Annotated in this window: 19 protein-coding genes; 6 read left to right on the top strand and 13 right to left on the bottom strand. The window is 58.5% G+C overall.

Annotated features, from left to right (window positions below):
- Positions 1-170: 170 nt before the first annotated feature.
- On the bottom strand, positions 171-1,448 hold the full coding sequence (locus ADB02_RS01205; RefSeq protein WP_049189424.1) for an MFS transporter: 1,278 nt from the start codon (positions 1,446-1,448) through the stop codon (positions 171-173).
- A 261-nt stretch (positions 1,449-1,709) separates the two neighbouring features.
- Between ADB02_RS01205 and ADB02_RS01200 the strand changes: the two genes are divergently transcribed.
- Positions 1,710-3,278 (top strand): NYN domain-containing protein, encoded by a 1,569-nt coding sequence (locus ADB02_RS01200; protein WP_049189423.1) that lies wholly within the window; start codon positions 1,710-1,712, stop codon positions 3,276-3,278.
- A 181-nt stretch (positions 3,279-3,459) separates the two neighbouring features.
- On the opposite strand, the gene ADB02_RS01195 is transcribed toward ADB02_RS01200, so the two are convergent.
- Positions 3,460-4,314, bottom strand: a complete 855-nt coding sequence (locus tag ADB02_RS01195) for a PspA/IM30 family protein (RefSeq protein ID WP_049189422.1) — start codon at positions 4,312-4,314, stop codon at positions 3,460-3,462.
- A 161-nt stretch (positions 4,315-4,475) separates the two neighbouring features.
- Here ADB02_RS01195 and ADB02_RS01190 point away from each other — a divergent pair, with 161 nt between their 5' ends.
- Entirely contained in the window at positions 4,476-5,777 is a 1,302-nt protein-coding gene (locus ADB02_RS01190) for a serine hydrolase (protein WP_049189421.1), read from the top strand.
- A 105-nt stretch (positions 5,778-5,882) separates the two neighbouring features.
- Here the strand turns inward: ADB02_RS01190 and trxA are convergent, their stop codons facing one another.
- From trxA to ADB02_RS11445, 10 genes are all read right to left on the bottom strand, one after another.
- A complete protein-coding gene (trxA, locus tag ADB02_RS01185) occupies positions 5,883-6,263 on the bottom strand; it encodes a thioredoxin (RefSeq protein WP_016421700.1) in 381 nt (126 codons plus the stop codon).
- Between the two features lie 142 nt (positions 6,264-6,405).
- Entirely contained in the window at positions 6,406-7,254 is an 849-nt protein-coding gene (locus ADB02_RS01180; RefSeq protein ID WP_016421701.1) for a fumarylacetoacetate hydrolase family protein, read from the bottom strand.
- A gap of 89 nt (positions 7,255-7,343) precedes the next feature.
- Complete coding sequence (locus ADB02_RS01175; RefSeq protein ID WP_049189420.1) at positions 7,344-8,540, bottom strand: acyltransferase family protein; 1,197 nt, start codon at positions 8,538-8,540, stop codon at positions 7,344-7,346.
- Between the two features lie 142 nt (positions 8,541-8,682).
- Positions 8,683-10,275, bottom strand: coding sequence for a replicative DNA helicase (dnaB, locus tag ADB02_RS01170; protein ID WP_049170075.1), 1,593 nt, complete (start codon positions 10,273-10,275; stop codon positions 8,683-8,685).
- Between the two features lie 735 nt (positions 10,276-11,010).
- Positions 11,011-11,463, bottom strand: coding sequence for a 50S ribosomal protein L9 (rplI, locus tag ADB02_RS01165; protein WP_005511982.1), 453 nt, complete (start codon positions 11,461-11,463; stop codon positions 11,011-11,013).
- A gap of 100 nt (positions 11,464-11,563) precedes the next feature.
- Entirely contained in the window at positions 11,564-12,130 is a 567-nt protein-coding gene (locus tag ADB02_RS01160) for a single-stranded DNA-binding protein (RefSeq protein WP_049170077.1), read from the bottom strand.
- Between the two features lie 121 nt (positions 12,131-12,251).
- Entirely contained in the window at positions 12,252-12,539 is a 288-nt protein-coding gene (rpsF, locus tag ADB02_RS01155; RefSeq protein WP_005511978.1) for a 30S ribosomal protein S6, read from the bottom strand.
- A gap of 311 nt (positions 12,540-12,850) precedes the next feature.
- Positions 12,851-13,042, bottom strand: coding sequence for a hypothetical protein (locus tag ADB02_RS01150; RefSeq protein WP_016421704.1), 192 nt, complete (start codon positions 13,040-13,042; stop codon positions 12,851-12,853).
- Positions 13,043-15,520 (bottom strand): transglycosylase domain-containing protein, encoded by a 2,478-nt coding sequence (locus tag ADB02_RS01145; RefSeq protein ID WP_049189419.1) that lies wholly within the window; start codon positions 15,518-15,520, stop codon positions 13,043-13,045. It lies immediately after the preceding gene.
- An 11-nt stretch (positions 15,521-15,531) separates the two neighbouring features.
- Positions 15,532-15,903, bottom strand: a complete 372-nt coding sequence (locus ADB02_RS11445) for a DUF5318 family protein (protein WP_224783765.1) — start codon at positions 15,901-15,903, stop codon at positions 15,532-15,534.
- A gap of 285 nt (positions 15,904-16,188) precedes the next feature.
- Here ADB02_RS11445 and ADB02_RS01140 point away from each other — a divergent pair, with 285 nt between their 5' ends.
- The 4 genes from ADB02_RS01140 to ADB02_RS01125 all read left to right on the top strand — a co-directional run bounded on the left by ADB02_RS01140 (position 16,189) and on the right by ADB02_RS01125 (position 19,839).
- Positions 16,189-17,274, top strand: a complete 1,086-nt coding sequence (locus ADB02_RS01140) for an inositol-3-phosphate synthase (RefSeq protein ID WP_016421706.1) — start codon at positions 16,189-16,191, stop codon at positions 17,272-17,274.
- Between the two features lie 522 nt (positions 17,275-17,796).
- A complete protein-coding gene (locus ADB02_RS01135) occupies positions 17,797-18,288 on the top strand; it encodes a MarR family winged helix-turn-helix transcriptional regulator (RefSeq protein WP_016421708.1) in 492 nt (163 codons plus the stop codon).
- Between the two features lie 158 nt (positions 18,289-18,446).
- Positions 18,447-19,379 carry a universal stress protein gene (locus tag ADB02_RS01130; RefSeq protein WP_005511918.1) on the top strand — a complete coding sequence of 311 codons (933 nt, stop codon included), beginning with the start codon at positions 18,447-18,449 and terminating at the stop codon, positions 19,377-19,379.
- A gap of 43 nt (positions 19,380-19,422) precedes the next feature.
- On the top strand, positions 19,423-19,839 hold the full coding sequence (locus ADB02_RS01125) for a hypothetical protein (protein ID WP_048733161.1): 417 nt from the start codon (positions 19,423-19,425) through the stop codon (positions 19,837-19,839).
- A gap of 154 nt (positions 19,840-19,993) precedes the next feature.
- Here ADB02_RS01125 and leuS read toward each other — a convergent pair whose 3' ends face one another.
- The gene (gene leuS, locus ADB02_RS01120) at positions 19,994-22,912 is read right to left on the bottom strand and encodes a leucine--tRNA ligase (protein WP_049189418.1); all 2,919 of its coding nucleotides are present in this window, start codon (positions 22,910-22,912) and stop codon (positions 19,994-19,996) included.
- Positions 22,913-22,962: the final 50 nt, after the last annotated feature.

Here is a 22,962-nt window from a genome sequence, read left to right as displayed (position 1 = left end):
CATAAACTGCCTGGCCGCGCTGACCTCCAGATACATTACACACATGCCCCTATTTAAGCGAATCCGCTGGTAGAACCTGGAAAACGAATCACTTTAGTTAACTCTGTACGCCAGATTTGAGCCTTCCTACGGCTCGGGCGCTACTTTTCAGCAACTCAGCAATCGACCAATTACTTAGTCAGAGCCGCCTTGTCACCTGCGAGTCGTCGCCAAGCAGTGGCAGACGCGACCCCCATCAGCGCACCCGCCCCCAGAAACACGCTTCCCGCACCCATCGCGGTAGCACCCAAGCCAGCTACCGGCGGCAGGATGACCTGCGCCAAGCGGTTACCCATCAGTCGGATGGATAGCGCCTGAGCGCGCACCTCGGCATCCACCAGGGAGCTCACCCACGTCATTGACATGGGCATGACAAAACCCCACGCCAAGCCACAGATACCAACCGCGACAACCATCAGCCACGCACTCTGTAGCCACGGCATTGCCAAAAGCGGCAGGACACCGGCACAAACTGCAATGATAAGGACTCGATTGCGATTAGCTCGGTGCAAAACAGTCGGCATGAGGGCTCGGGAAATAATCGCGAGGCCACTACGCGCACCAAGGATTGCCGTCACCTCGGCAACACTAAAGCCCAGTTCGCGTCCCAGCACCGGCACATATGCCGTCAACAGGTCAATGGCTACGATGACCGCAATTGATACAGCCATGGCGCTGGACATGCCGTCGATACGCAGGATGCTTAGGACCGATGCGCCGCTGGCTTCGGCCTGCGCCGGCCGCCTCTTGTCCATCCGGCTGCGGTCGCTAACAGTCGACGCCGGGGATTGCTCAGTTGAGCTAGCAGCTTGCACTTCGGCGGCTGCATTCGCTTCGTGCCGTCGATAAGCAGTTGCGACCGGCCAGCCGATGACCAGGGCGACCGCGCCGATTCCCGTCATCACCCAGAGCGCGAAAGTTGTAGCGGTCATAGTGCTGCCGTCGTGGTTGGGAGTGAGCAGACCTGCACCGACAATGCCGAGGAACTGCCCGACGGAAATTCCGAGCGTGAAATAAGCAAAGAGGCTATCGAGCCCGGCGACGCCGCCACGCAGGTGCGAAACCATGCCTTGAGCGGCGATGAGCGTGGTCATGTGGGCAAAACCCAGGGCCACGTAGCCGAGCAGAAGAATAGGTAGGTTCGGCGAGAGCGCCATTACTGCTGCCGCGATGACGGTGGCGACGAGACCGGAGTACATGACTTCGGTGGCGCGATGACTGTCGACAAGCTTGCCGGCGGGAAGCGCAATAATAAGAGGTACAAGTGAAAATGCGGCAGTGAACCAGCCGACGGTGGCGGCGGAACCGCCAAAATCGAGGACTCGCCAAGAAAGCAGCACGCGACCGCCGTTGAAAACCGCTTGTCCCAACACAGTAATGAGAACCAATAGGCCGAACCAGCGTCTCATAACTGTTTGTAACTCCCCTTCTCCTGTGTGGTCGTACTCTTCGCGGGGCGATTTCTTTGCACGTCAATACCTAAATTGATCGGTGCCTTCTCGTCGACTCGCACTCCTGCCAACCCGCGAAGAGCGGTCAAAGTGATGCGGCTTATTAAGAATAGTCCCTGAAGTTAAACATGTTTAGCGCATAGAATGAATTATTCGGGCATCCTTGTCGATGTAACCGGTTTGCTTATTTAGTTAATAAAGAATCAGGAATTAGGAGCCATGCTTGAACGCACATTGGTGTTCGTCGATACGTCATATTTATTGGCGAGCTTTTACAACTCGTGGGAAACCGGAGCCCGCGGGCAATTAGAAATCGACCTTAGAGAAGTAGTTAGTGTCCTTGACCGAATGATTAACCAGCAGCTGAACCAGCCAGTTCAGCGGCAACTTTGGTACGACGGCATCCCGGAGTCGGGGCCGCATCGTTACCAGCGCTCACTGCGCACGATCGATGGTGTGCAGCTGCGCGCGGGTCAGCTCATTGAATGGGGTGACCGACGGACTCAGAAGGCCGTCGATACGCGACTCGTCGCAGACATGGTCGTCGCCGGCCTGCGCAACCAAGTTTCCGATATCGTGCTGGTCTCGGGCGATGCGGACATGCTGCCCGGCGTCGCTGAGGCTTCGGCTGCCGGTGTGCGTGTGCATCTCTACGGCTTCGGCTGGGACTCCATGTCCGGTGCACTTCGCCATGCCTGCGATTCGACGACAATCCTCGATCCCCGCGAGGACTTCGCCGACGCCATGCAGCTCAACGTCCTTGAAGGCCCAATCCCACCGGTCGTCCGCACGAATAAGCCGCTGGGCGATGCCGAACCAATCGAGGATCTCGGCGCCACCTGCGTGCCGGATACGCGCATCACTCCTCCGGGCGAGGGCTCGCTTGACGACGGCACGGAGAACACTCCCTCCGCTACCGACGGTGACGCTGCTTCGCCGGAGGCCGGCACTCCGGAGGTTCCGCAGGACCAGCGCGTTGTGCCATCCCCCACGGCTGACAGCGACTCCGACTGTCGCAGCGAAGACAATGCCGCAGCCACGCCGACGGCCAAGGCCGACTCGCCGAAGTTCAACGAGGTCGAGCACGCGGCCAAGATGGGTGCCCGGGAAATCCCGGCGCAGGCTGAGCACCGCGCTGAGGTAGAGCGCACCGGCGGTTCAGAAGCTACACGGGTGGATTCCGCTGCTTCGGGCGTTTCGGCTGCCTCGCCAACACAGCAAACGCAGCCAGCGCAGCCTTCTCCAGCGACCATGCCCGGCGCGACAGTCAACACTGGCAGTGGGGCTGGTAACGACACTGCGAACAACACCGGAGCCGAGCATGCAGGCGCGTCTGCCTCCGATTCCGCGTCGTCGACTGCAACCGGCAGTGGGGAGTCGGCGACGGAGTCGTCGACAAGCGAAGACGGTGCCAACACGAGTACGCCGAAACCAAGCCCGCGGCCGAATCCTTCGATGATGGCGCCAAGGAGGAAGCTGCGTAGTCGATACGTGCCCCTGCCGAACGAGGTGTGGGCATCCGCGGGTTTTCAGACGCCGTTCGATGTGGGACAGCAGTACGCGAACTGGTGGTACGAGAATATTGCGAACGAGCAGGCGCGCGATAGTGCCCACTTGCTCTCTGGTGGTGGGCTGCCACCGGACATTGATCGTCCGCTGCTGCAGTTTGCGTGCGAAACCCTGCACGAATACACGCTGACGGAGACGCAGCGCGTCAATCTGCGCGATGGTTTCCACGCCGGTATCCGCGGAGTGCTGCTCGCGCGGAAGAACGGCGAATTGGAGTAATAGCGCGCCTCACGGATTCAGCAGTTTCGGTGGCTTCAGCACTGCTGGCGCTACTGTCGCTGCTGGCGCTGCCGGTGCGAGAAAGTGTCGGGGTTTATGTCAGTTTAGGGTGGTTTTTCCCGCTCAAACTGACATAAACCCCGACACTTTCTTGTTGGCGATCGTTGGCAACTGGTGAACGCTACTTCGCTTCGTCTGCGTCCGTTGTGGTGTCCTCAACGGCCTCGGCGGACTCGGCGGACTCGGCGGCCTCGGCGGCCTCCAGCTCGCCGGCGTTATCCTTCGCGGCAGAACCGGATTCGAGAGCAGCGTTTTCATTATTCATCTGGGCACGAATTTCGGCCAGACGCATGTCAGCAGCGGCATCGCGAGTCGAAGTCTCGATCTCAGCCATACGACCTGCCTGTGAGGATTCCGCGAGCTCCTGAGCGCCCAACGCATTAGCGTAGCGGCCTTCAATCTTCTCACGGACCGAATCCAAAGTCGGCACATTCGGATCCTCGGAAATACCCTGCATGCTCTGGAGAGTCTTCGACGCGGTCTCTTGCATCTTGGCCTGATCCGCCTGCGACTCCAGCTTGCGGATATCCTGCTTAATCTGCTCGTAGCGAGCCTGCGACTGCTGCGCCTGACGCTGTGCCTCCTCAGCAGCAGATACGGCCTGCTGGTGGAGCTGCGTAGTATTGTCCAGCTCCTTTTCAACATTCACCAGCTGAGTGGCAAACACCTCAGCAGTGCTTTCCATCTTCTGTGCAGTGGCCTCATCACCCTTGGCACGAGCTTGATCCGCATTGGCGAGTGCCTGCCGGGTGTTCTCGGTAATCTTGTCACGCTCAGAGGTCAACCGCCCCAGCTGCATTTCCAGCTGATTGCGGTTGCCGATGATAGCCGCAGCCTGACGCTGAATCTCCTGATGGCGCTGACGCTCGGCCTCAGCTGCCTGTGCAATCTGAACCTTAGGATCCGCATTGTCCTCGATCTTCTTATCGAACGAAGACATCATGTACTTCCAGCCCTTGGCAAATGGATTAGCCATGCAAATCCAACCTTCCTCAACATATGCGGAATAACTAACCGGAACCGAGAAGATTCCATCTCTTAAAAAATTGTACGTGAGCTAGCTCGCTCTCTCTCGGCAAACGGAAAGAGCTGGTTACCGACAAGCAAGACTCACCCAGAGTTGTAAACTCTCTAAACATGGTTCATTGCCCTCAACGCGCGTACCGCGGACTTGCCGCGAGTCTCGCCGCGGTAATTACTCTGTCAGCAACTGCGCCGCTGGCTAACGCAACAGTCACCGCAACTGCTGACTCCACCGATACCGGCGCATTTTCACAGGTAGTCGTCGCAGCTCCATCTTCAACGGAGCCGGCTAAGCCCTCCGACGCAAAAACCAAGAAGACCACCGAAAAGCCAACTGAAAAGGCTCCCGAGAAGAGCACAGGGCGAACCGCAGAGAAGTCGGCGGAACAGTCGGCTGAGAAGTCGACCGAGAAAACCTCTTCACCGACATCGGAAACGTCCTCGACGGAGCCGTCGGAAAGCACTGTGAAAAGTGAGCCGAAGGAGTTTCCCCCACTTGTGCCAGGGGCGAAGACCCAGTGGGGCCTTGGCGTGCAAACTCGTCTCGACGAAGTGACTGAGAAGTTCGACGCTAAGGGCGGCATGCTCGGCATGGGCATTCTGGATCGCCAGACCGGTGAGTTCATCTGCAACTCACACTGTGATGATGTTTTTCGCCTCGCCAGCCTGATGAAGGTATTCGTCGCCGACGTTGTGGCCTATTCCAACTACACGCAGCCGAAGAAGGGCGAGATCGTCGCTGGCCAGGGCGATATGCCGGTTGAGGGCAACCCCGACGCCATGTTGCGCGACGACATGATTCGATACTCCAACAACGAAGCAACTGACGAGCTGTGGGATTCCTACGGCGGTGTACGCATCGTTGACAATGTCCGGCAGCGCTACGGCCTGTCGGATAAGACTGTCGGCTCACCTATGTGGGGAGCTACCACCAGTACGCCAGCCGACATGGTTGCCTACTTTGACCGGATGCTGAGCGAAGAAGGCGGGCTGAGCGACACGGAGACCAAATACATGCGTCAGCTGATGTACTCACTGCCGCGCTACTCCTACGGCGATGCAGACCAGAACTTCGGTCTGCGTGCAGCGCTACCGAAGGAAACGATTGCCAACAAGTCCGGTTGGTACGAAGAGCAGCACACCACTGCCGGATTCCTTGGCGACGATGACCGTTACGCTATCGCGGTTCTGGGCAAAAACCTGACCGCCAACGAACTCACCGAAGCTGTCAAGCACGTGTTCCCAGACGGGCAGGTTCTGCCAACAGGTGAGAAGGAGACAAAGCACGCCCGCACCAGCGCACCACTGTCGATTGAGGAGGACTCAAACAAAGTCGCTCCAGCCCTGTGGGCGCTAGTAGCAGCACTCGCTGGCTTTGGTATTGGCTGGCTCATTCGTGGCCAGCGCGCGGACTAGATACAAAAAGCCCCCCGCGCGCTTGAGGGCTAGTTCAGGCGCGGGGGCTTACGCGGAAGTGCTCCAAGTCGGAAAACGCACAGTATGCGGGCTGAACCGCAGAGTTTACTCGGTAGCGCTATCCTGTGCGGCCTGCTCGGCAATTTGCGCACGGACATCATCCATGTTCAGCTCCGAAGCCTGGCCAACCAGATCGCTCAGGGCGGCCTCCGGCAGCACACCAGAGTGCTGGAACAGCAGGATTCCCTCGCGGAAAACAAACAGCGTCGGAATCGACTGAATGCCCAGGGCTGCCGAAACCTCCTGGTTGGCATCGGTGTCCAGCTTTGCGAACACTACCTCTGAGTGCTTCTCGGAAGCCTTCTCATAAATCGGGGCGAACTGGCGGCACGGACCGCACCAGGATGCCCAGGCATCAACGAGCACGATGTCGTTGTTCTGAATAGTCTCAGCGAAAGTCTCGTTCGTAATATCAACAGTTGCCATGGGTCTAACTCCTCTTACTCTTTAACGTCGTGTTCTAACTTCACGTTCTTTACGTAGGTTTTTACCCGTTAGTCTCCCACAACGCACGCGGGGGTCGTTTCATTCCCGCCGGGTTCGCGGGAACGTCGTAAAGCGGCGCGTGCTAGTGGTTGATGCGGACAGTGTTGGCCTGTTTACCCAGGCCATCGATGGTGATGACCATTTCCTGGCCATCCTGAAGGTAGGTCTGCGGGCTCATGCCGTGGCCAACACCCGCCGGCGTTCCCGTGGAGATGACATCGCCCGGGTTCAGCTGCACGAACTGTGAGATGTAGGCGATCAACTTTGCCGGGGAGAAAACAAGGTCCGCAATCGGTGCATCCTGGCGCAGCTCTCCGTCGACGTATGTGCGCACCCGCGCGGAGTCCGCATCGAAAGCATCAGCCGTGAGCATCCACGGCCCGAAAGCACTGGCGCGCTGCAACGTCTTCCCCTGTAGCCACTGCGCGGTGGCATACTGGAAATCGCGCTGGGTGAAGTCATTCATAATCGCGTACCCAGCGATAGCGTCCTGCGCCTGCTCCTCCGACACCCGCAAGCAGGTCTCACCGACGATAACCGCGAGCTCGCCTTCGTAATCGAGCTTCTCCGCGCAGGCCTCCGGCACTCGGATATCATCCTTCGCGCCAGCGACGGCATCGGCAAACTTTGCGAATAACGTCGGCACCTCGGGGCGCTGGTGCCCCATCTCGTCGATGTGCGCGGCATAGTTCAGGCCGACGCAGACAATCTTGCCCGGCCGCGTAATCAGCGGTGCGAACGCCCACGCGCTCTCCGCCATGACGTTGTCAGGGTTGTTCCCCGCCTCCGCCAAGAGTTCTTCCGCTTCACGACGCCACGTTGGCCGCGCTAACACATCTCCGAGACAGTGGTCATCAAAAAGGACCGCTACCCCGTCGCCGAGAACAGCGGCGCGGGTTGCACCCTGATATCGCAACGTTGCTAGACGCATGGCTTTCTCATTTCTTCATGGCTATTCTCTGTGTCACTTCTGCCGCCTGATCGGCTCTCGGTTCCACGCTACCGCCTTGTTGAGCTGAATTAGGAAGCAGGTTCGCTCTTCGGCTGACGCGGAGCCTCGCCTTCAGGCAGGGAAGAAGGATTCTGGCTGCGCTGAAGGGCACGCTGCCCCGGCGTAGTCATGCGCACTACCCACGCAGGACGGACAAAGAGCCACCCGGCACCGATGGCAAGCAGCAACCTGTGCAGACCAAGGCACAGCATCGCCGCAATGATAGTCACCAGCGGCGTCATGATGACCAAGTGTGGGTCCTTTGGCAGGATGAGGTCGCAAATAATCATGACCACAACCAACATTGGAATGTGCATGAGGAAGATAGGCAGCGTTCGGCCGCCAACCTTTTCAAAGGGCACAACTAGGCGAGTGTTCTGCAGCATCGCCATAATATTGATTGCAGCCAGTGCGCCAGTGGTGGACAGGTACACGCGGGTGAAGCCGACGTTGCCTTCGTTAAAGCTCGAGTAGGTCGCCTGCACCCAGATCGCCACCGACAGGAACGCCGTCAGCGTCACTAGCAGTGAGAGGCCGCTGCGACGCTGTGCCATCCGGAAAATCCAGGGCGCACCGTACATGCCCAGCACGTAGAAGAACAGCATCTTGGTGACAAAGTCCCACGACCAGCTGGACGAGGCAAAAGGTGCCCATGCACTAATGAGGCCTGTAACGATGAGCTGAATCACCGGATGTACCCAGCGAAATGCTCGTGTGAGAATTGCGAACAGCGCCAGCGCCCACAGGAACCAAAGGTAGGAAGTTGGTTCGATGATCGCGTGAAGCGTGTTGTAAATTCGCGGCCCCCACGCGCTGTGGTCCGTGATCGGCGGCGGAGATACTATGCCATCGGCATCCACGTGCGTATACGGCATGAGGAAAAGCACGAAGTCACGCAGTGGAACCCAAATCACGTAGAGATAGACCATCACCCAGATTCGGCGATTGGCTAACTTATGCCACGACTCCTTAAGTGCCTTGCCGGCGAACAGCCCAGATAGCAGGAAAAACAGCGGCATACGGATTGGTCCGAGGAAGAAGTTAATCCCCGCCCACTGCGCCGTGTAGTAACCGTGCGCTTGCAGCTCTGTGATGGCATGGCCAAGCACAACTAAAAGAATGCACAGCCCCTTAGCCGCATCTACCCAACCGACGCGCTGTTTCGGCGCACTCTTCTGCCTTTTCGCTTTGGCCTCCGCTGCCACGGGAGCGGCAGTTGGTGACATAGTGCTTCCCCGCTTCCCGACGACTCCGCGTAACCCTCAAAACCTTCAAAACCATCAACGCACGAAAACTCGCCCTATTGACTGTCACTCACCTTACCTAGCCACCCGGATTGCACTAATTCTGGGTGGCTAGGCCAGGCACCTAGAGAGAACCGCTGGGCTCCTCCGCCAGGTTGGCGAACCTGGAGTAATGCAGCTGGTGGGCCACAGCAATGCTTCCGGTCGGTCCACCACGGTGCTTTGCGACGATAATATCCGCCTCACCAGCACGTTCATGGTCAGCCTCCTGCGAGTCCGGCCGGTAAATCAGCATGACGATATCGGCATCCTGCTCCAGCGAACCCGACTCACGCAGGTCCGAGACCTGTGGCTTCTTATCTGTGCGAGCTTCCGGACCACGATTCAGCTGCGAAATTGCAATCAGCGGTACCTCGAGCTCCTTCGCCAACAACTTGAGCTGACGGGAGAACTCCGAGACCTCTTGCTGCCTGGACTCGACTTTTTTACCCGAGCTCATCAGCTGCAGGTAGTCGACCACGATCATCTTCAGATCGTGCTTCTGCTTCAGCTGACGTGCCTTCGCGCGAATTTCCATCATGGTCAGGTTCGGCGAGTCATCAATAAACAGCGGAGCATCACGAATCTTGTCGCCGACCTCGACCAGCTTTGTCCAGTCCCGCTCATCCAGGTCACCGGAGCGCAAAGATGCCATGTTGATCTTCGCCTCTGCGGACATGATGCGCATCATGATTTCATTGCGCGACATTTCCAACGAGAAAATTGCGCTGGTCATGCCGTTGCGAATCGAGGCCGAACGCATGAAGTCCATTGCAAGCGTGGACTTACCCACACCCGGACGGGCCGCAATAATCACCATCTGACCTGGGTGAAGGCCATTTGTCAGCTTGTCCAGGTTGGTAATCCCCGTCGGCACACCCTGCGCCAGACCGCCGTTTTGGGTAATAAGATCCAGTTCCTCCAGCGTGTCATCCAGGACATCGGCGATGGGAACGTAGTCATTCTTCGTGTTCTCACGTCCAACGCTGAAAATGAGCTGCTGCGCCTCATCCACCAGCTGCTCCGGCTCCGTGTCCTCCGCGCCCGCATAGCCAATCTGGGCGATTTTCGTGCCGGCCTCTACCAGGCGACGGATTGTCGCCTTCTCCGCAACAATGCGGGCATAGAACTGCGCATTCGCCGCCGTTGGCACCAGGGAGGCCAAGGTGTGCAGGTACAGCGGACCACCGATGCGCTCCAGGTCTCCAGTTCGATCCAGACGACCTGCCAGCAAAATGGGGTCAATTTCCGAGGACTCACCGTAGAGGTGCAAAATCGCCGAGTAAATCGTCTGGTGCGCTGGCCGGTAGAAATCCTCCGGCGTCAGCTGCTCGTACACATCCGCGACGACCTCTGAGTTCAGCAGCATCGCGCCGAGCACACTCTGCTCCGCCTCGATATTGTGCGGCGGGGTGCGCTCAAAAGTCGCGCCCGCGACCGCACTCGCACGAGCGCCACGACCACGGTCTCGCTCCCAGTCCCGCGCCCCAGATCCGCTTGCCGACGATCCGTTGCCCGAGCTCTGCGAGAAGGAATACTCCTCCGGTGGCGCATCCTCTACCGGCGGTTCCGGGGGCAGCGGAACGTCATCGAAGGAATCATCGTGGGAATTTACCGAGTAGGAGGACGCCTCGTCCCCTGCTCCGGAATGACCACCATCACCTACAGGCTGACTCATCGTGAGCAGCTCCTCCCCTTCTGGACCACTTAGGTGCCTTTTCAACCCTGTTGCTGACTGACCGTCACACTCAATATGTCTGTTCCGACCGCCAGCACTGGACACCTGATTACCTACCGCAGTTATACCTGTTCGAGCGGATTGACGGACCTGTAAAAGTACCCTTGAAGGCCCCGGAAAACAATCTTCTACGGTGTTTATCCCCGAAGTTATCCACAGCACCTGTGGACAAGCCTGGGGAGAACATGTGCACAATCAAGAAAAGTCCAGGTGAACGGTCCGTAACCCTAAACCGCCGCTTGAATGTTAACGGGGGTAGCGGAGTTTCAACCCGGAAATATTCTATCTACGCAGGCCAGTGCGTATTTGCCTTAATTCTGCACAAATGTAATCCTCTGTTACCTCGTTAGCATCGATGCTGCTCATGCGGAGATTATTAACGATAAATTAATAAAAATCTCGCGCTCTCCAGAAAAGTTATCCACGGCAGCCAGGCAAGTTACCCACAGGTTTATCCACAGAAATCATTGTTAGCCTGTGGACAAGTCGTAGACGCTCTTTCCAGCACCTGCGTAAAAGGCTTTAAACCAGCCTTAAACCACGAAAAGCCCCGACCTTTCACTACGAAAGATCAGAGCTTCACGTGTGCTGTTGTCATTGGGCCTCAGAGCCCGCGCAGTCTTTAAACGCGGTGCTCGTCAGCCGCCGTCAAAGTAAAAACTCTAAACCGCGAACTTACGCGGCGACGACCTGTACGGAAACATGCGCGGTAATCTGCGGGTGCAGCGCGATGTCAACGGTGTGCTTACCAAGGGACTTGATCTGGCTCGGAGCAAGCACGACTGCGCGCTTGTCGATAGCCTGACCGGAAGCCTTACGAACTGCATCGGCGATGTCACCCTTGGTGACAGAACCGAACAGCTTGCCATTTTCCGAAGCCTTCACAGCAACGGAGACGTTGTCGAGCGAATCAATCTTCTGCTTGACTTCACGTGCATGGTCGAGGTCGCGGATAGCGCGAGCCTCCTGGGCACGACGAATGCCCTCGATCTGCTTTTCTGCGCCGCGGGTGGCAACAATTGCCAGTCCGCGAGGAAGCAGGTAGTTACGTCCGTAGCCGGCCTTGACCTCAACGATGTCGCCTGCGACACCGAGCTTGTCAACGTCGGCGGTGAGGATCAGCTTCATGATCCCTGCCTTTCGCTGGATATGTCTTTAAAAGATTATGAGAATTGTGGATGCTAAATCTGCTGCAAACTAGTCACGTAGTGCCGTGGCTGGAAGGAGCTTAGAACGGAGGCTCATCGCCGCCGAAGCCGCCACCGGCCGGAGGAGCTGAGTTCCACGGATCTTCCGCAGGAGCTCCGCCACCAAAACCGCGATCGCCCTGTCCACCCTGGTTGCCCTGGTTTCCACCAAAGCCACCGCCGAAACCACCACCGGCATTTCCGCCCTGGCTGCGGTTGCCGCCGCCAAAGTTTCCACCGCCGTTGCGTGGAGTGCGCGTGACCTGAGCTCGAGCGAACTTCAGGGACGGGCCCACCTCATCGACCTCAACCTCAAAGACGGTACGACGCTCGCCCTCGCGGGTCTCGTAACTGCGCTGGCGCAGACGACCCTGGACGATGACGCGCATGCCCTTGGAGAGACTTTCGACAGCGTTCTCCGCTGCCTCACGCCACAGGCTGCAGGTGAGGAACATGCCCTCGCCGTCAACCCACTGGCCATCTCGGTACACCCGCGGAGTCGACGCGACGCGGAAGTTCGCGACGGCGGTGCCGTTCTGGGTGTACTTAAGCTCCGGGTCAGCAACCAGGTTGCCAACCACTGTGATTTGTACGTCTCCCTGAGCCATGCTTCTTCTCCTCGGTTGTATTCTGTCGAGCTGATGATGGGGCTTTCGCCCGCTATCCTACGGCTTTCGCATTACCGGTGTGCCCCATTCGAGCACTCTAGCTACGCAAATATGACGCAGATTAACGATCAACCCGCAGCACCTTGGTGCGCAGGATGCTGTCGTTCAGATTCAGACGACGGTCGAGTTCCAGCACGGTTGCGGACTCGCAGGTGAGGTCGACGACAACGTAGATGCCGTCTTCCTTCTTCTCGATCGGGTAGGCGAGGTGGCGCTTACCCCAGATGTCCACCTTCTCCACCTTGCCGTTCTCCTTGCGGACAACGTCGAGGTACTTCTCCAGGGACGGGCCTACGGTGCGCTCATCCTGAGACGGATCGATAATAATCATTACTTCGTAGTGACGCACGGACCTCATCACCTCCTATGGTCTAGTTCTTGTATTTCGGCTACACAGCGTGGTGCGCTGGCACTGTCTTTCATGCCAACCGCTATGCAGCAGGAGGATCGTTGCGTCAAGCAACCCTGCCAGGGTACCGCAGGCAGAGGTATATGTCCTAATCGCAGGCGCCGTCGGCAAGCAGTACTGGCAAGCGGTGTCAGGGCGCCGAATAAAAAGAGACGCACACAGAGCTACTGCGTGCGTCTCTTTGAATTGTGAAGTTGTCGCGTGCTTGGTGGGCAGTTAACGCTCTAGCAACTGACTACCTGGCCTGCGTCCTACATTGATGTCGAGGAAGCATGTGCCAACGCAATAATCACCGGAATGACTGTCGCGAATAGGAAAGCTGCTAGGCACAGAGCCCAAATGATTGCCGGTTTCCACTTCTGCATGAAGCCCCAAAAGGCCGTGCCGAACATCAGGAAGCCAATCGCGACGCAGACGATGGTGAAAATCACCCACGTGTCCACTTACTGTCCACCTCCAGGGTTACCGGGGTCTCCGCCGCCTTCATTGCCATCGCCGAAACCACCGCCTCCCGGAATCGGGATGGGCAGTAGGTCAGCGATTCCGCCGCCACCGCCGCCGCCATCGCCGCCCGGAACCGGAAGCGGTGCAGGCTGCTCCTCGGAGGACTCAGAGGTCGACTCCTCGGCCGACTCCTCTTCTGTGGTCTCCGGGGCAGAGCCCTGGTCATAGCCAGAGTCAGAGGTCGATGGCGCCTGGTACTGCGGTGCACCTGCGACACCACCGATTGGTTCCGGCTTGGTGAAGTACTCAAAGTCCTCGTTGGCCAGTGCGTTATCCATGGTGTACTTCCACAGATCGCCCGGGGTTTGGGCACCGTACATGATGCCACCGTAGGCATTGTAGAGCGCCGAACCATCGACGTTGCCAACCCACACAGCGGTCGACAGCTGCGGTGTCGAACCAATCATCCACGCATCCTTGTTCTGGCCGGTGTCACCCAACTGCGTAGTACCGGTCTTGGCGGCCGACGGGCGACCACCACTCAAGGGCTTGTTGCTGTAACCGGCAATAGGCTCCATGGCCGATATCACATTGGTGGCCACTGCCTTGGAAACTCGACGGTCGCCCTTGTCGGCATTGGACTCGTAAACAATCTCGCCCTTGGAGTTTTCAACCTTCTCGACGAAGTGAGTCTGCTGATAGACACCATCGTTGGTCAGCGTGGCCAGACCAACGGCCATATCCAGCGGACGTGTGAGGTACTGACCCAAGGTAATACCGTCCTGCGAGTGACCGTTGTCATCCATCAGAGTCTTTTCAATACCCGGGATGGACTCGGCCACGCCCAGACGATGAGCCATTTTGGCAGTGTCATCCGGGCCATTCTTCAGGTCGCGCTGCAGGCGAATAAACGGGGTGTTCAGCGACTGCTTCAGGGACTCGTAAATCGGGAGGACACCACCGCCGGCACCACCGGCGTTGTACAGAGTGGCGTTACCGGACTGGACAGGCGCCGAAGAGTACTGCGCGGTCAGCGGAATGCCCTGATCGAGCGCTGCGGCCAGCGCAAAAATCTTGAAAGTAGAACCGGTCTGCAGACCGCTGTTCGCGTAGTCCCAACCAGTCGGATCGTCGCCACCGTAGTAGGCACGGACAGCACCGGTCTTTGGCTCCACCGAAACGATGGCGGCACGCAAACCCGTTGACTGATCGACGTAGTTTTCCATCGCATCCAGGGCAGCCTGCTGCACCGTCGGGTCAATGGTCGTCGTAATGCGTAGACCGCCAGTGTTGACCTCCTGCTCGGAGATACCTTCGCGCTCCAACTCAGCCAGCACCTGATTCTTGATCATGGCAGCCGGGCCGGGCTCCGGAGCCTGCTTCGGCGCCAACGCCGGATCGATGGTCTCCGGGTACTGCATTCCCGCGCGGTCCTGCGGCGAGACGATGTTCATCTCCACCAGGCCATCGAGGACGTAGTTCCAACGCTGCTCAGCCTCTGGACGGTTAGTCCACGGATCCAGTGCGGATGGACGCTGAATCGAGGCTGCCAGCACGGCACCCTCTTCGGCATTCAGCTCACCGACTTCCTTACCGAAGTAGGCCTTCGACGCTGCCGCGATACCGTATGCGTTACGACCAAAGTAAATCGTGTTGAGGTAGGCCTCAAGGATTTCGTCCTTGGTCCACTCCCGCGCCATCTTCGCCGACATGACCAGTTCCTTGGCCTTACGGGTCAGCGTGCGCTCATTGCCCACCACAGCATTCTTGACGTACTGCTGCGTAATGGTCGAGCCGCCACCGGCACTGGAATTACCAGTCACGACTCCCAGAGCCGCACGGGCATAACCAGTCAAGGAGAAACCCGGGTTGGTATAGAAATCACGATCCTCAGCTGCCAGCACTGCATTGCGTACAGCATCCGGCACCTTGTCGATAGTGATGTTGCTTCGGTTACCGCCCTCGGGGACGATGCGCGTGATTTCCTTTTCACCAGAACGGTCATAAATCACCGCAATCTGGCTATTGGCCAACTCCTCTGGCTCCGGCACGTCCGTTGTCGCATAAGCAACACCGAACACAACTACCGGCAACAGCACGACCAACGCCACGGCTAGACCGAGCCACGCTAAAATTCGCCGCTTATTGTCAGTCGGCTGTTCTTCTTGCGCCATCGAGCTTTCCTCTTCATGGTCATCTGGTTCATGGTCATCTGGGGCGTACTGCCCCTTCTCCGGGTCCGGCTCGCTTGCCGACGTCATCTCTGAACCGGTAGCCAGACCCTCGTCACTGCCACCGACCGAAACAGCATCAATGCTGTCGCTGGAATCGTCGTCAAGCGATGCGTCATCGGAGCGTGCGTGCGTATTGAAGGAATCAGCATCCGGCTGATCCCACCACTCGCCTGATGAATTAGAACCCTGGCCCTCGTGAGGGCTGTTAGGACCGCCTGGGCTATCGGGTCGATCATTGCTCACGGGTGCTCTCCCTAGTTTTCTGACTCTTCTCGAGCTGCCTGAAGTGTCCGGGTCAGGAAACTCCACTTGCAGTCGGGGCACACCTCAACTTCTTTGACGGTGCACGAACCATATTCATTAACTATTGCGGATAATTCGTTTTCAGTACAAGCAGAGCCGGAACGACGGCCCAAGTTTTCTCCGAACACCCAGAATACGAGTCGGAGGTCGAATTTGCGACATACTGGGCACTCTTCCTGGGACTTTCTGCCGTGAAAACGCGCGGCAGCGACCAGCCGAGCATCGGCATCACAGAGTGATTTCCGTGAAATCTCCCCTGCACGCCACTGCTCCAATAACTGCTTCTTGAGCAAGGAGTGATCGATCTCGCCCTGCCATGTCATCACGAAGACAGATTAGCAGGCGCGTGCGGGCTGATTTCACCCCCGCTTTATCGGTAAACACATGCCCCCTCACGGTTCGGGCATCGGCAAAAAACGCATAAAGGTATAACGTCACGCTCGTTACCTCAATGCGTGCACCCACTCACGGCCGCACCGCGGGCGTAAGGCCCTGGCGTAAGGCCCTGGTGCGGGGTCCTGATGCTTGGTCCTTCTGCGAGTTCCCGGTGTGAGTTCCCGGCGCGAGGTCAAAGCCTCCGAGCACATAGTTTCAAGGAGAATTACCAAATGAGTTCAATTCGCGTCGCTATCGTCGGCGTCGGCAACTGCGCCTCCTCCCTGGTGCAGGGTGTCGAGTTCTACCGCGATGCAAAGCCCGATGAGACCATTCCTGGCCTCATGCACGTCGTCTTCGGCGACTACCACGTCTCCGATGTCGAGTTCGTCGCAGCTTTCGATGTTGACGACAAGAAGGTCGGCAAGGACCTCTCCGAGGCCATTGTTTCCTCCGAGAACTGCACCATCAAGATTGCCGATGTCCCGACTCTCGGCGTTGAGGTTCAGCGCGGCCCGACCCTGGATGGCGTTGGCAAGTACTACGCGGACACCATCGACGAATCCCCGGCTGAACCGGTCGACGTTGTTCAGGCGCTGAAGGATGCCAAGGTCGATGTACTGGTCTCCTACCTGCCGGTCGGTTCAGAACAGGCTGACAAGTTCTACGCACAGTGCGCCATTGACGCTGGTGTAGCTTTCGTCAATGCCCTGCCGGTCTTCATCGCTTCCGACCCTGAGTGGGCCAAGAAGTTCGAAGACGCAGGGGTTCCGATTGTCGGCGACGACATCAAGAGCCAGGTCGGCGCAACCATCACCCACCGCGTCATGGCCAAGCTATTTGAGGACCGCGGTGTTCGCCTCGAGCGCACCCTGCAGCTCAACGTCGGCGGCAACATGGACTTCAAGAACATGCTCGAGCGCGACCGCCTCGAGTCCAAGAAGATCTCCAAGACCCAGGCTGTCACCTCCAATCTCACCGGTCCACTGGCCGGCAAGATCGATGACCGCAACGTCCACATCGGCCCGTCCGACTGGGTGGACTGGCTGGATGACCGCAAGTGGGCCTACGTCCGACTCGAGGGCAAGGCCTTCGGCGAGGTGCCGCTGAACCTTGAGTACAAGCTCGAGGTCTGGGACTCCCCGAACTCCGCTGGCATCATCATCGATGCTGTTCGCGCTGCCAAGATCGCCAAGGATCGCGGTATCGGCGGCCCGGTTTACGCCGCTTCTTCCTACCTGATGAAGTCCCCGCCGAAGCAGCTTGCCGACGATGTTGCGCGAGCACAGCTCGAAGCATTCATCAAGGGCGAAGACTAAAAGGTACAAGCACTCAAAGGTACAAGCCAGCAGCTCCGAGAGCATGTTCCTTGAAAAGCGTCAGCCGGTTACCCATGCGGTAGCCGCTGGCGCTTTTGTGCTTCTCTCTCCCCTATCCTCCCCGCGTCTCTTCCACGCCTTCTCGCCCTACTCGCTGCTGCGCCCATCTCGTCCCCGCCATGGATGCGTGCGCTGCAGTCGTCGTAAAGCTGACAGCAATACATCCGAGAGAGTTGATCCGCGAGATATATCACAAGCCGAAAGGGTTCGCGAGAGTAGCCGTATGGCTACCTCCAACCCACCGTTCTAAGTACAGAGGAAGTGACACTTTAGGGGGTTTCTGCCAGCACCGAAAAAACCTTATACGCAGATATGTTTAATGCCTTGTACTGGGGTTTTAGATGATTGGCGGAAAATTCCCGGTGATTTCATTGCCGAAATTACCAGTTGTAGAAAAATAAGTAGCACCCCAAATAAATTTCGTATTGGCAACTAGCGCTGTTCGCATATAACATCGTCGCTATGACATTATCTTCGGGCTCGATTGGCAATCCTGATGCCGTTACTCCTCTGTCGCTCGCTAAGCGCATTCGCCCTCTCCTGACTCGCGCTGAGCTGCTCTACAGCCGCCGCTCCTCGGAGTCCCAGCTCAGCCGCGCGCAGCTGTCCATCATGATGACCCTGGAGGCACTGGGTGCCTGCCGTATCAGCCAGTTGGCTGAGGCCGAGGCCATCCGCATGCCCACCGCCTCCAACGCCGTGCACCACTTGGAGGTCGCCGGCATGGTGGAGCGCGTCCGCGACAGCAAAGACCGCCGTGGCGTCCGCGTTGAACTGACCGACCGTGGCCGTGAAGAGCTGCACCGCGTTTCTGAAGAGCGCAATCAGCAGATGGCTGAGATGTTCAGCACGCTGACCCAGGAAGAGCTGGAGTTTGGCGCTGGTCTTGAGACGATTCTGTCCAAGATCCTCGAAAACTACCCGGAGCACCCAAAGACAAACCCAAGCGTCTAGTCTCTTTTCCAGCTAGCCCTGCCACCTTTAAGCCCACAGGCAGGATACATAGCTTTTACACTTCCTCGGTGCCGTTTTAAATATGCCCGCCTATCCACGTAGGCTATTACCCAGAAGCACCACTTGGATATTTCTGAGTAATCACAGGAGGATTAGCGATGGCTTCCCGCCCGCTTCGTATCATGATTGCGTGGCGTCCAGGCGAGTACGGCACCGAAACGCTTGCTTACGCCGCTTGGTTAGCTCGCACCACGAAGGTGCAGATTCGCGTTGTCAGCGCACTGTCGCGTGGCTGGCCGCTGACCTCACTGGCTCGGTTGAGCACCAATGACTCCTGGGTTTCCCACGAAACCGAGTCTCTTGAAAAAATCATCAAGGATGAGCTAAAGCTCGCTGGCCTGCGCAAGGGCATGCTTGACGACGATGCCGTACGGATCATCGAATCCTCCAGCGAATCCACAACTATCTGCAACGAAGCCGAAGAATTCGAAGCCGATGTGGTTCTGCTTGGCACCCGCCGAAGCAATACCAAGGACTGGGCCGCCAAGAACCGCAGTCGCTTTACTGCGGGATCAACCTCGGATGCGCTGCTGCATTACTCACCAATCCCGCTGGGATTGGCGATTCCCGGCGCGAAGCTTTCTAAACACGGTGTGACCCGTGTCAGCATTTGCTACATTGACACCCCACAGTCGCACCACGCATTGAATAAGGCTGCTGACCTGGCATATCGCTGGGAAGTTCCCCTGCGTTTGGTCTCATTTACGCCGCGTGGTGCGACCATGTACCCGACGGAGAACGGCTACGGCCCCTCCTCTGACCTGATGATTGAGTGGCGCGAGCAGGCTATGGGCCTGCTCGACCGCGGTATCGACCGCGCGCATACCCGTTACCCAGACCTTTCCATTGATGCGGAAGTAGCCTCCGGCAACGGTTGGGAAGAGGCCATTCAGTCCATCAAGTGGAAAAAGGGAGACTTGCTCGTTTTGGGTTCGTCTACTCTTGGCCCATTCGGGCGAATTTTCATCGGCTCGTCGACTAACCACATCGTTCGCCACAGCCCGGTGCCAATGCTGATTACTCCGGCCTAGTATGGCAGGCACATCAGACGGCATTTAGAGGCGAGGGGAGCAGATGGTGGATAATTCACCGAAGCGCAGTACACCAGAGCGCAATGAGGATGAAATCTTCGACGAGCTTGAGCGCAAGATGTATTCCGGCAAGCGCGCCTACATCTACACCGCGGGTGTGATTCTTACGACGCTGCTCGCGGGCCTCATTATTGGCATCGCCGGCGCCATTGTCGGTGGCCCCACCTGTGATGCGGGTAAGTCCAGCTTCCTCTGCTCCCGCACTTGGGAGATCCTTTTCCCCGTTGTCCCGGGCGTAATCTCCCTGGTCGGCTGCCTTTTGGGCTTCTGGCAGACCTACGTGGAGTGGAAGAACTTCCGCAACTGGCGCGCGTGGCTCGCTATGTGCTGGGTGCTCATGCCCTTCACTTTGATGTGGATGCTCTCCACATTCGGCGTCCTGATTCTGGGCGTTAAGTAGGGGTAAGAGGCGGCCAGCCTCGGAGCCACCCCTTGAGGCTTTTGCGAGAAAGTCTCAAGCGAGAAAGTGTCTGGGTTTATGTCAAATTTGAGCCGATTTTAGGCTTCAAACTGACATAAACCCAGACACTTTCTTGTAGGCATTAGCCTCCCGGCTACTTCTTCACAACTAGATTGACCATCTTGCCCGGAACGACAATGACCTTCACGATATTGCCACCGGCGTTCTCCACAGCTGCGACAACCTTTTCGTCGGCACGCGCGACGGCCTCGATGTCCTCGCGGGAAGCATCGGTAGCCACGTCAATGCGAGCGCGAACCTTGCCGTTAATCTGAACTGGCAGCTCAACGGTGTCGTCGACCAGCCACTTCTCGTCAACTGCCGGCCACGGGCCGTGTGCCAGGGACTCGGTGTGGCCGAGGCGGCTCCACAGTTCCTCCGCGATATGCGGCGCGACCGGACCAAGCATGAGGGCCAGCGGCTCCACGGCGGCGCGCGGTGCACCGGCCGAACCGTAGGTCTTAGTCAGGTAGTTGACGTACTCAATGAGCTTTGCGACGGCCGTGTTGTCACGCAGCTCTGCGTAGTCGGAGGTAACCCCTTCCACGGTGCGGTTGAGGGCCTTGAGGTCGTCGTCGGAAAGCGCTGCGTCCGTGACGGCGAGCTCACCGGAGTCCTCATTGACCACCAGGCGCCAAGCGCGCTGGAGGAAGCGCTGCGAGCCGACCAGATCCTTCGTCGCCCACGGGCGGGAGGTGTCCAGCGGACCCATGGCCATCTCGTAGACGCGCAGGGTGTCAGCGCCGTAGTTGTCGCAGACCTCGTCGGGGGAGACGGCGTTCTTCAGGGACTTGCCCATCTTGCCGTACTCCTGGAAAACTTCCAGGTCAGAGCCGTCTTCGGCGCCGCCTGGGATGAGGAACTTACCATCGCGCTCAACAACCTGATCCGCCGGCTGGTAGACACCACGGGCATCGGTGTAGGCGTAGGCCTGGATGTAGCCCTGGTTGAACAGACGGCGGTACGGCTCCTTGGAGGTCACGTAGCCGAGGTCGAAGAGGACCTTGTGCCAGAAGCGGGAGTAGAGCAGGTGCAGCACTGCGTGCTCGACGCCACCGACGTAGAGGTCGACGCCGCCTGGGTCGTCCTTACCGTGAGTCTCCGGGCGAGGGCCGGTCCAGTAGCGCTCGTTTTCCAGGTCAACGAACTCCTCAGCGTTGTTCGGGTCGATGTAGCGCAGCTGGTACCAGGAGGAACCTGCCCAGTTCGGCATGACATTGGTGTCACGGCGGTACTTCTTCTTGCCATCGCCGAGATCGAGCTCGACATTGACCCAGTCAGTGGCCTTGTCCAGTGGAGCCTTTGGCTCGGTGTCGGCGTCGTCCGGGTCGAAGGTGACCGGCTTGTAGTCCTCGACCTCTGGCAGCTCGACCGGAAGCATGGACTCGGGCAGCGCGTGGGCGTGACCGTCCTCGTCGTAGACGATGGGGAAGGGCTCGCCCCAGTAGCGCTGGCGGGCGAACAGCCAGTCGCGCAGCTTGTACTGGACCTTCTCGTGACCAGCACCTTCCTTCTCCAACCACTCAATGACGGTGGCGATGGCGGTGTCCTTGTCCAGGCCATTGATGTCCAGGCCGGAATCATTGGCGGAGTTCACGCACGTACCGTTACCGACGTACGCCTCCTTTGCAATGTCACCACCTGCGACGACCTCGCGGATTGGCAGACCGAAGGCAGTGGCGAACTCGTAGTCGCGCTCATCGTGGGCCGGGACAGCCATGATGGCACCGGTGCCGTAGCCAATCAAGACATAGTCGGAAATGAACACCGGCACCTGCTCACCGCTCACCGGGTTGGTGGCGTAAGCGCCCAGGAAGACACCGGTCTTTTCCTTGTTCTCCTGGCGTTCCAGGTCGGACTTGGAGGCAATTGCGGCGCGGTAAGCGGCGACGGCCTCGGCTGGGGTTTCCTTGCCGAAGGTCCAGCGCTCATCCATGCCCTCGTAGGTACCGCTGCCGGCTTCGACCAGCTGATCCACCAGCTCGTGCTCAGGAGCGAGCACCATGTAGGAGGCTCCGAAGAGAGTGTCCGGGCGAGTGGTGAAGACCCTGATCTTGGTGGAGACCTTCGGGCCGACCTCGGCTGTGAAGTCGACCTCGGCACCGCGGGAGCGGCCAATCCAGTTGCGCTGCATGGACTTGACCTTGTCCGGCCAGTCCAGCAGCTCCAGGTCGTCGACTAGGCGATCAGCGTAAGCGGTGATGCGCATCATCCACTGGCCCAGCCGCTTGCGGAACACCGGGAAGTTACCGCGCTCCGAACGGCCCTCGGCGGTCACTTCTTCGTTGGACAGCACAGTGCCGAGGCCCGGACACCAGTTGACCATCGAATTCGACTGGTAAACCAGACGGAATTCGTCGACTGCTTCGCGCTGCTCGGTCTCGCTGAGCTCAGCGTAGACGCGACCGTCCTTGGTAGCCATCTCGCCCGACTCCAAGAGTGGAATCAGCTCATCGATGCGACGGGCCTTCTTCTGATCCTCATCGAACCAGGCGTTGTAAATCTGCAGGAAAATCCACTGCGTCCACTTGTAGTAGTCCTGGTCAGTGGTCGCGAAAACACGGCGGCGGTCATGGCCAAGTCCCAGGCGGCCCAGCTGTCGCTCCATGTTGGCGATATTCGTTTCCGTCGTCACGCGCGGGTGCGTACCGGTCTGGATTGCGAACTGCTCCGCCGGCAAGCCGAAGGCGTCGTAGCCCAGGGTGTGCAGCACGTTTGCGCCCTGCATGCGGTGGAAGCGCGCGAAGACGTCGGTGGCGATGTATCCCAGCGGGTGGCCTACGTGCAGACCGACACCGGACGGGTACGGGAACATGTCCTGGACGAAAAGCTTGTCCTTCGGCGGAGTCGATCCGTCGGCAGCTGCCAAATCGCCCACCGGGTTGGGGGCGTAGAAGGTGCCGTTATCTTTCCAATACGCCTGCCACTTTCCCTCTAGCTGAGTCGCCAGCTCGGGGGAGTAGCGGTAGTCGGTGGCTTCTGCCGAGGACGAGGACTTTTCGCTGTTGGTCATGGTCTCACAGTCTAATAGGTGCGTTTGGCACGTGCTCAACCACCTATATA

The organism is Corynebacterium sp. 212_CJEI, assembly GCF_001055915.1.
Taxonomy (GTDB): Bacteria; Actinomycetota; Actinomycetes; order Mycobacteriales; family Mycobacteriaceae; genus Corynebacterium; species Corynebacterium jeikeium_D.
The sequence above is the reverse complement of the archived record's forward strand: the minus strand, read 5'-3'. Positions and strand labels throughout refer to the sequence as shown.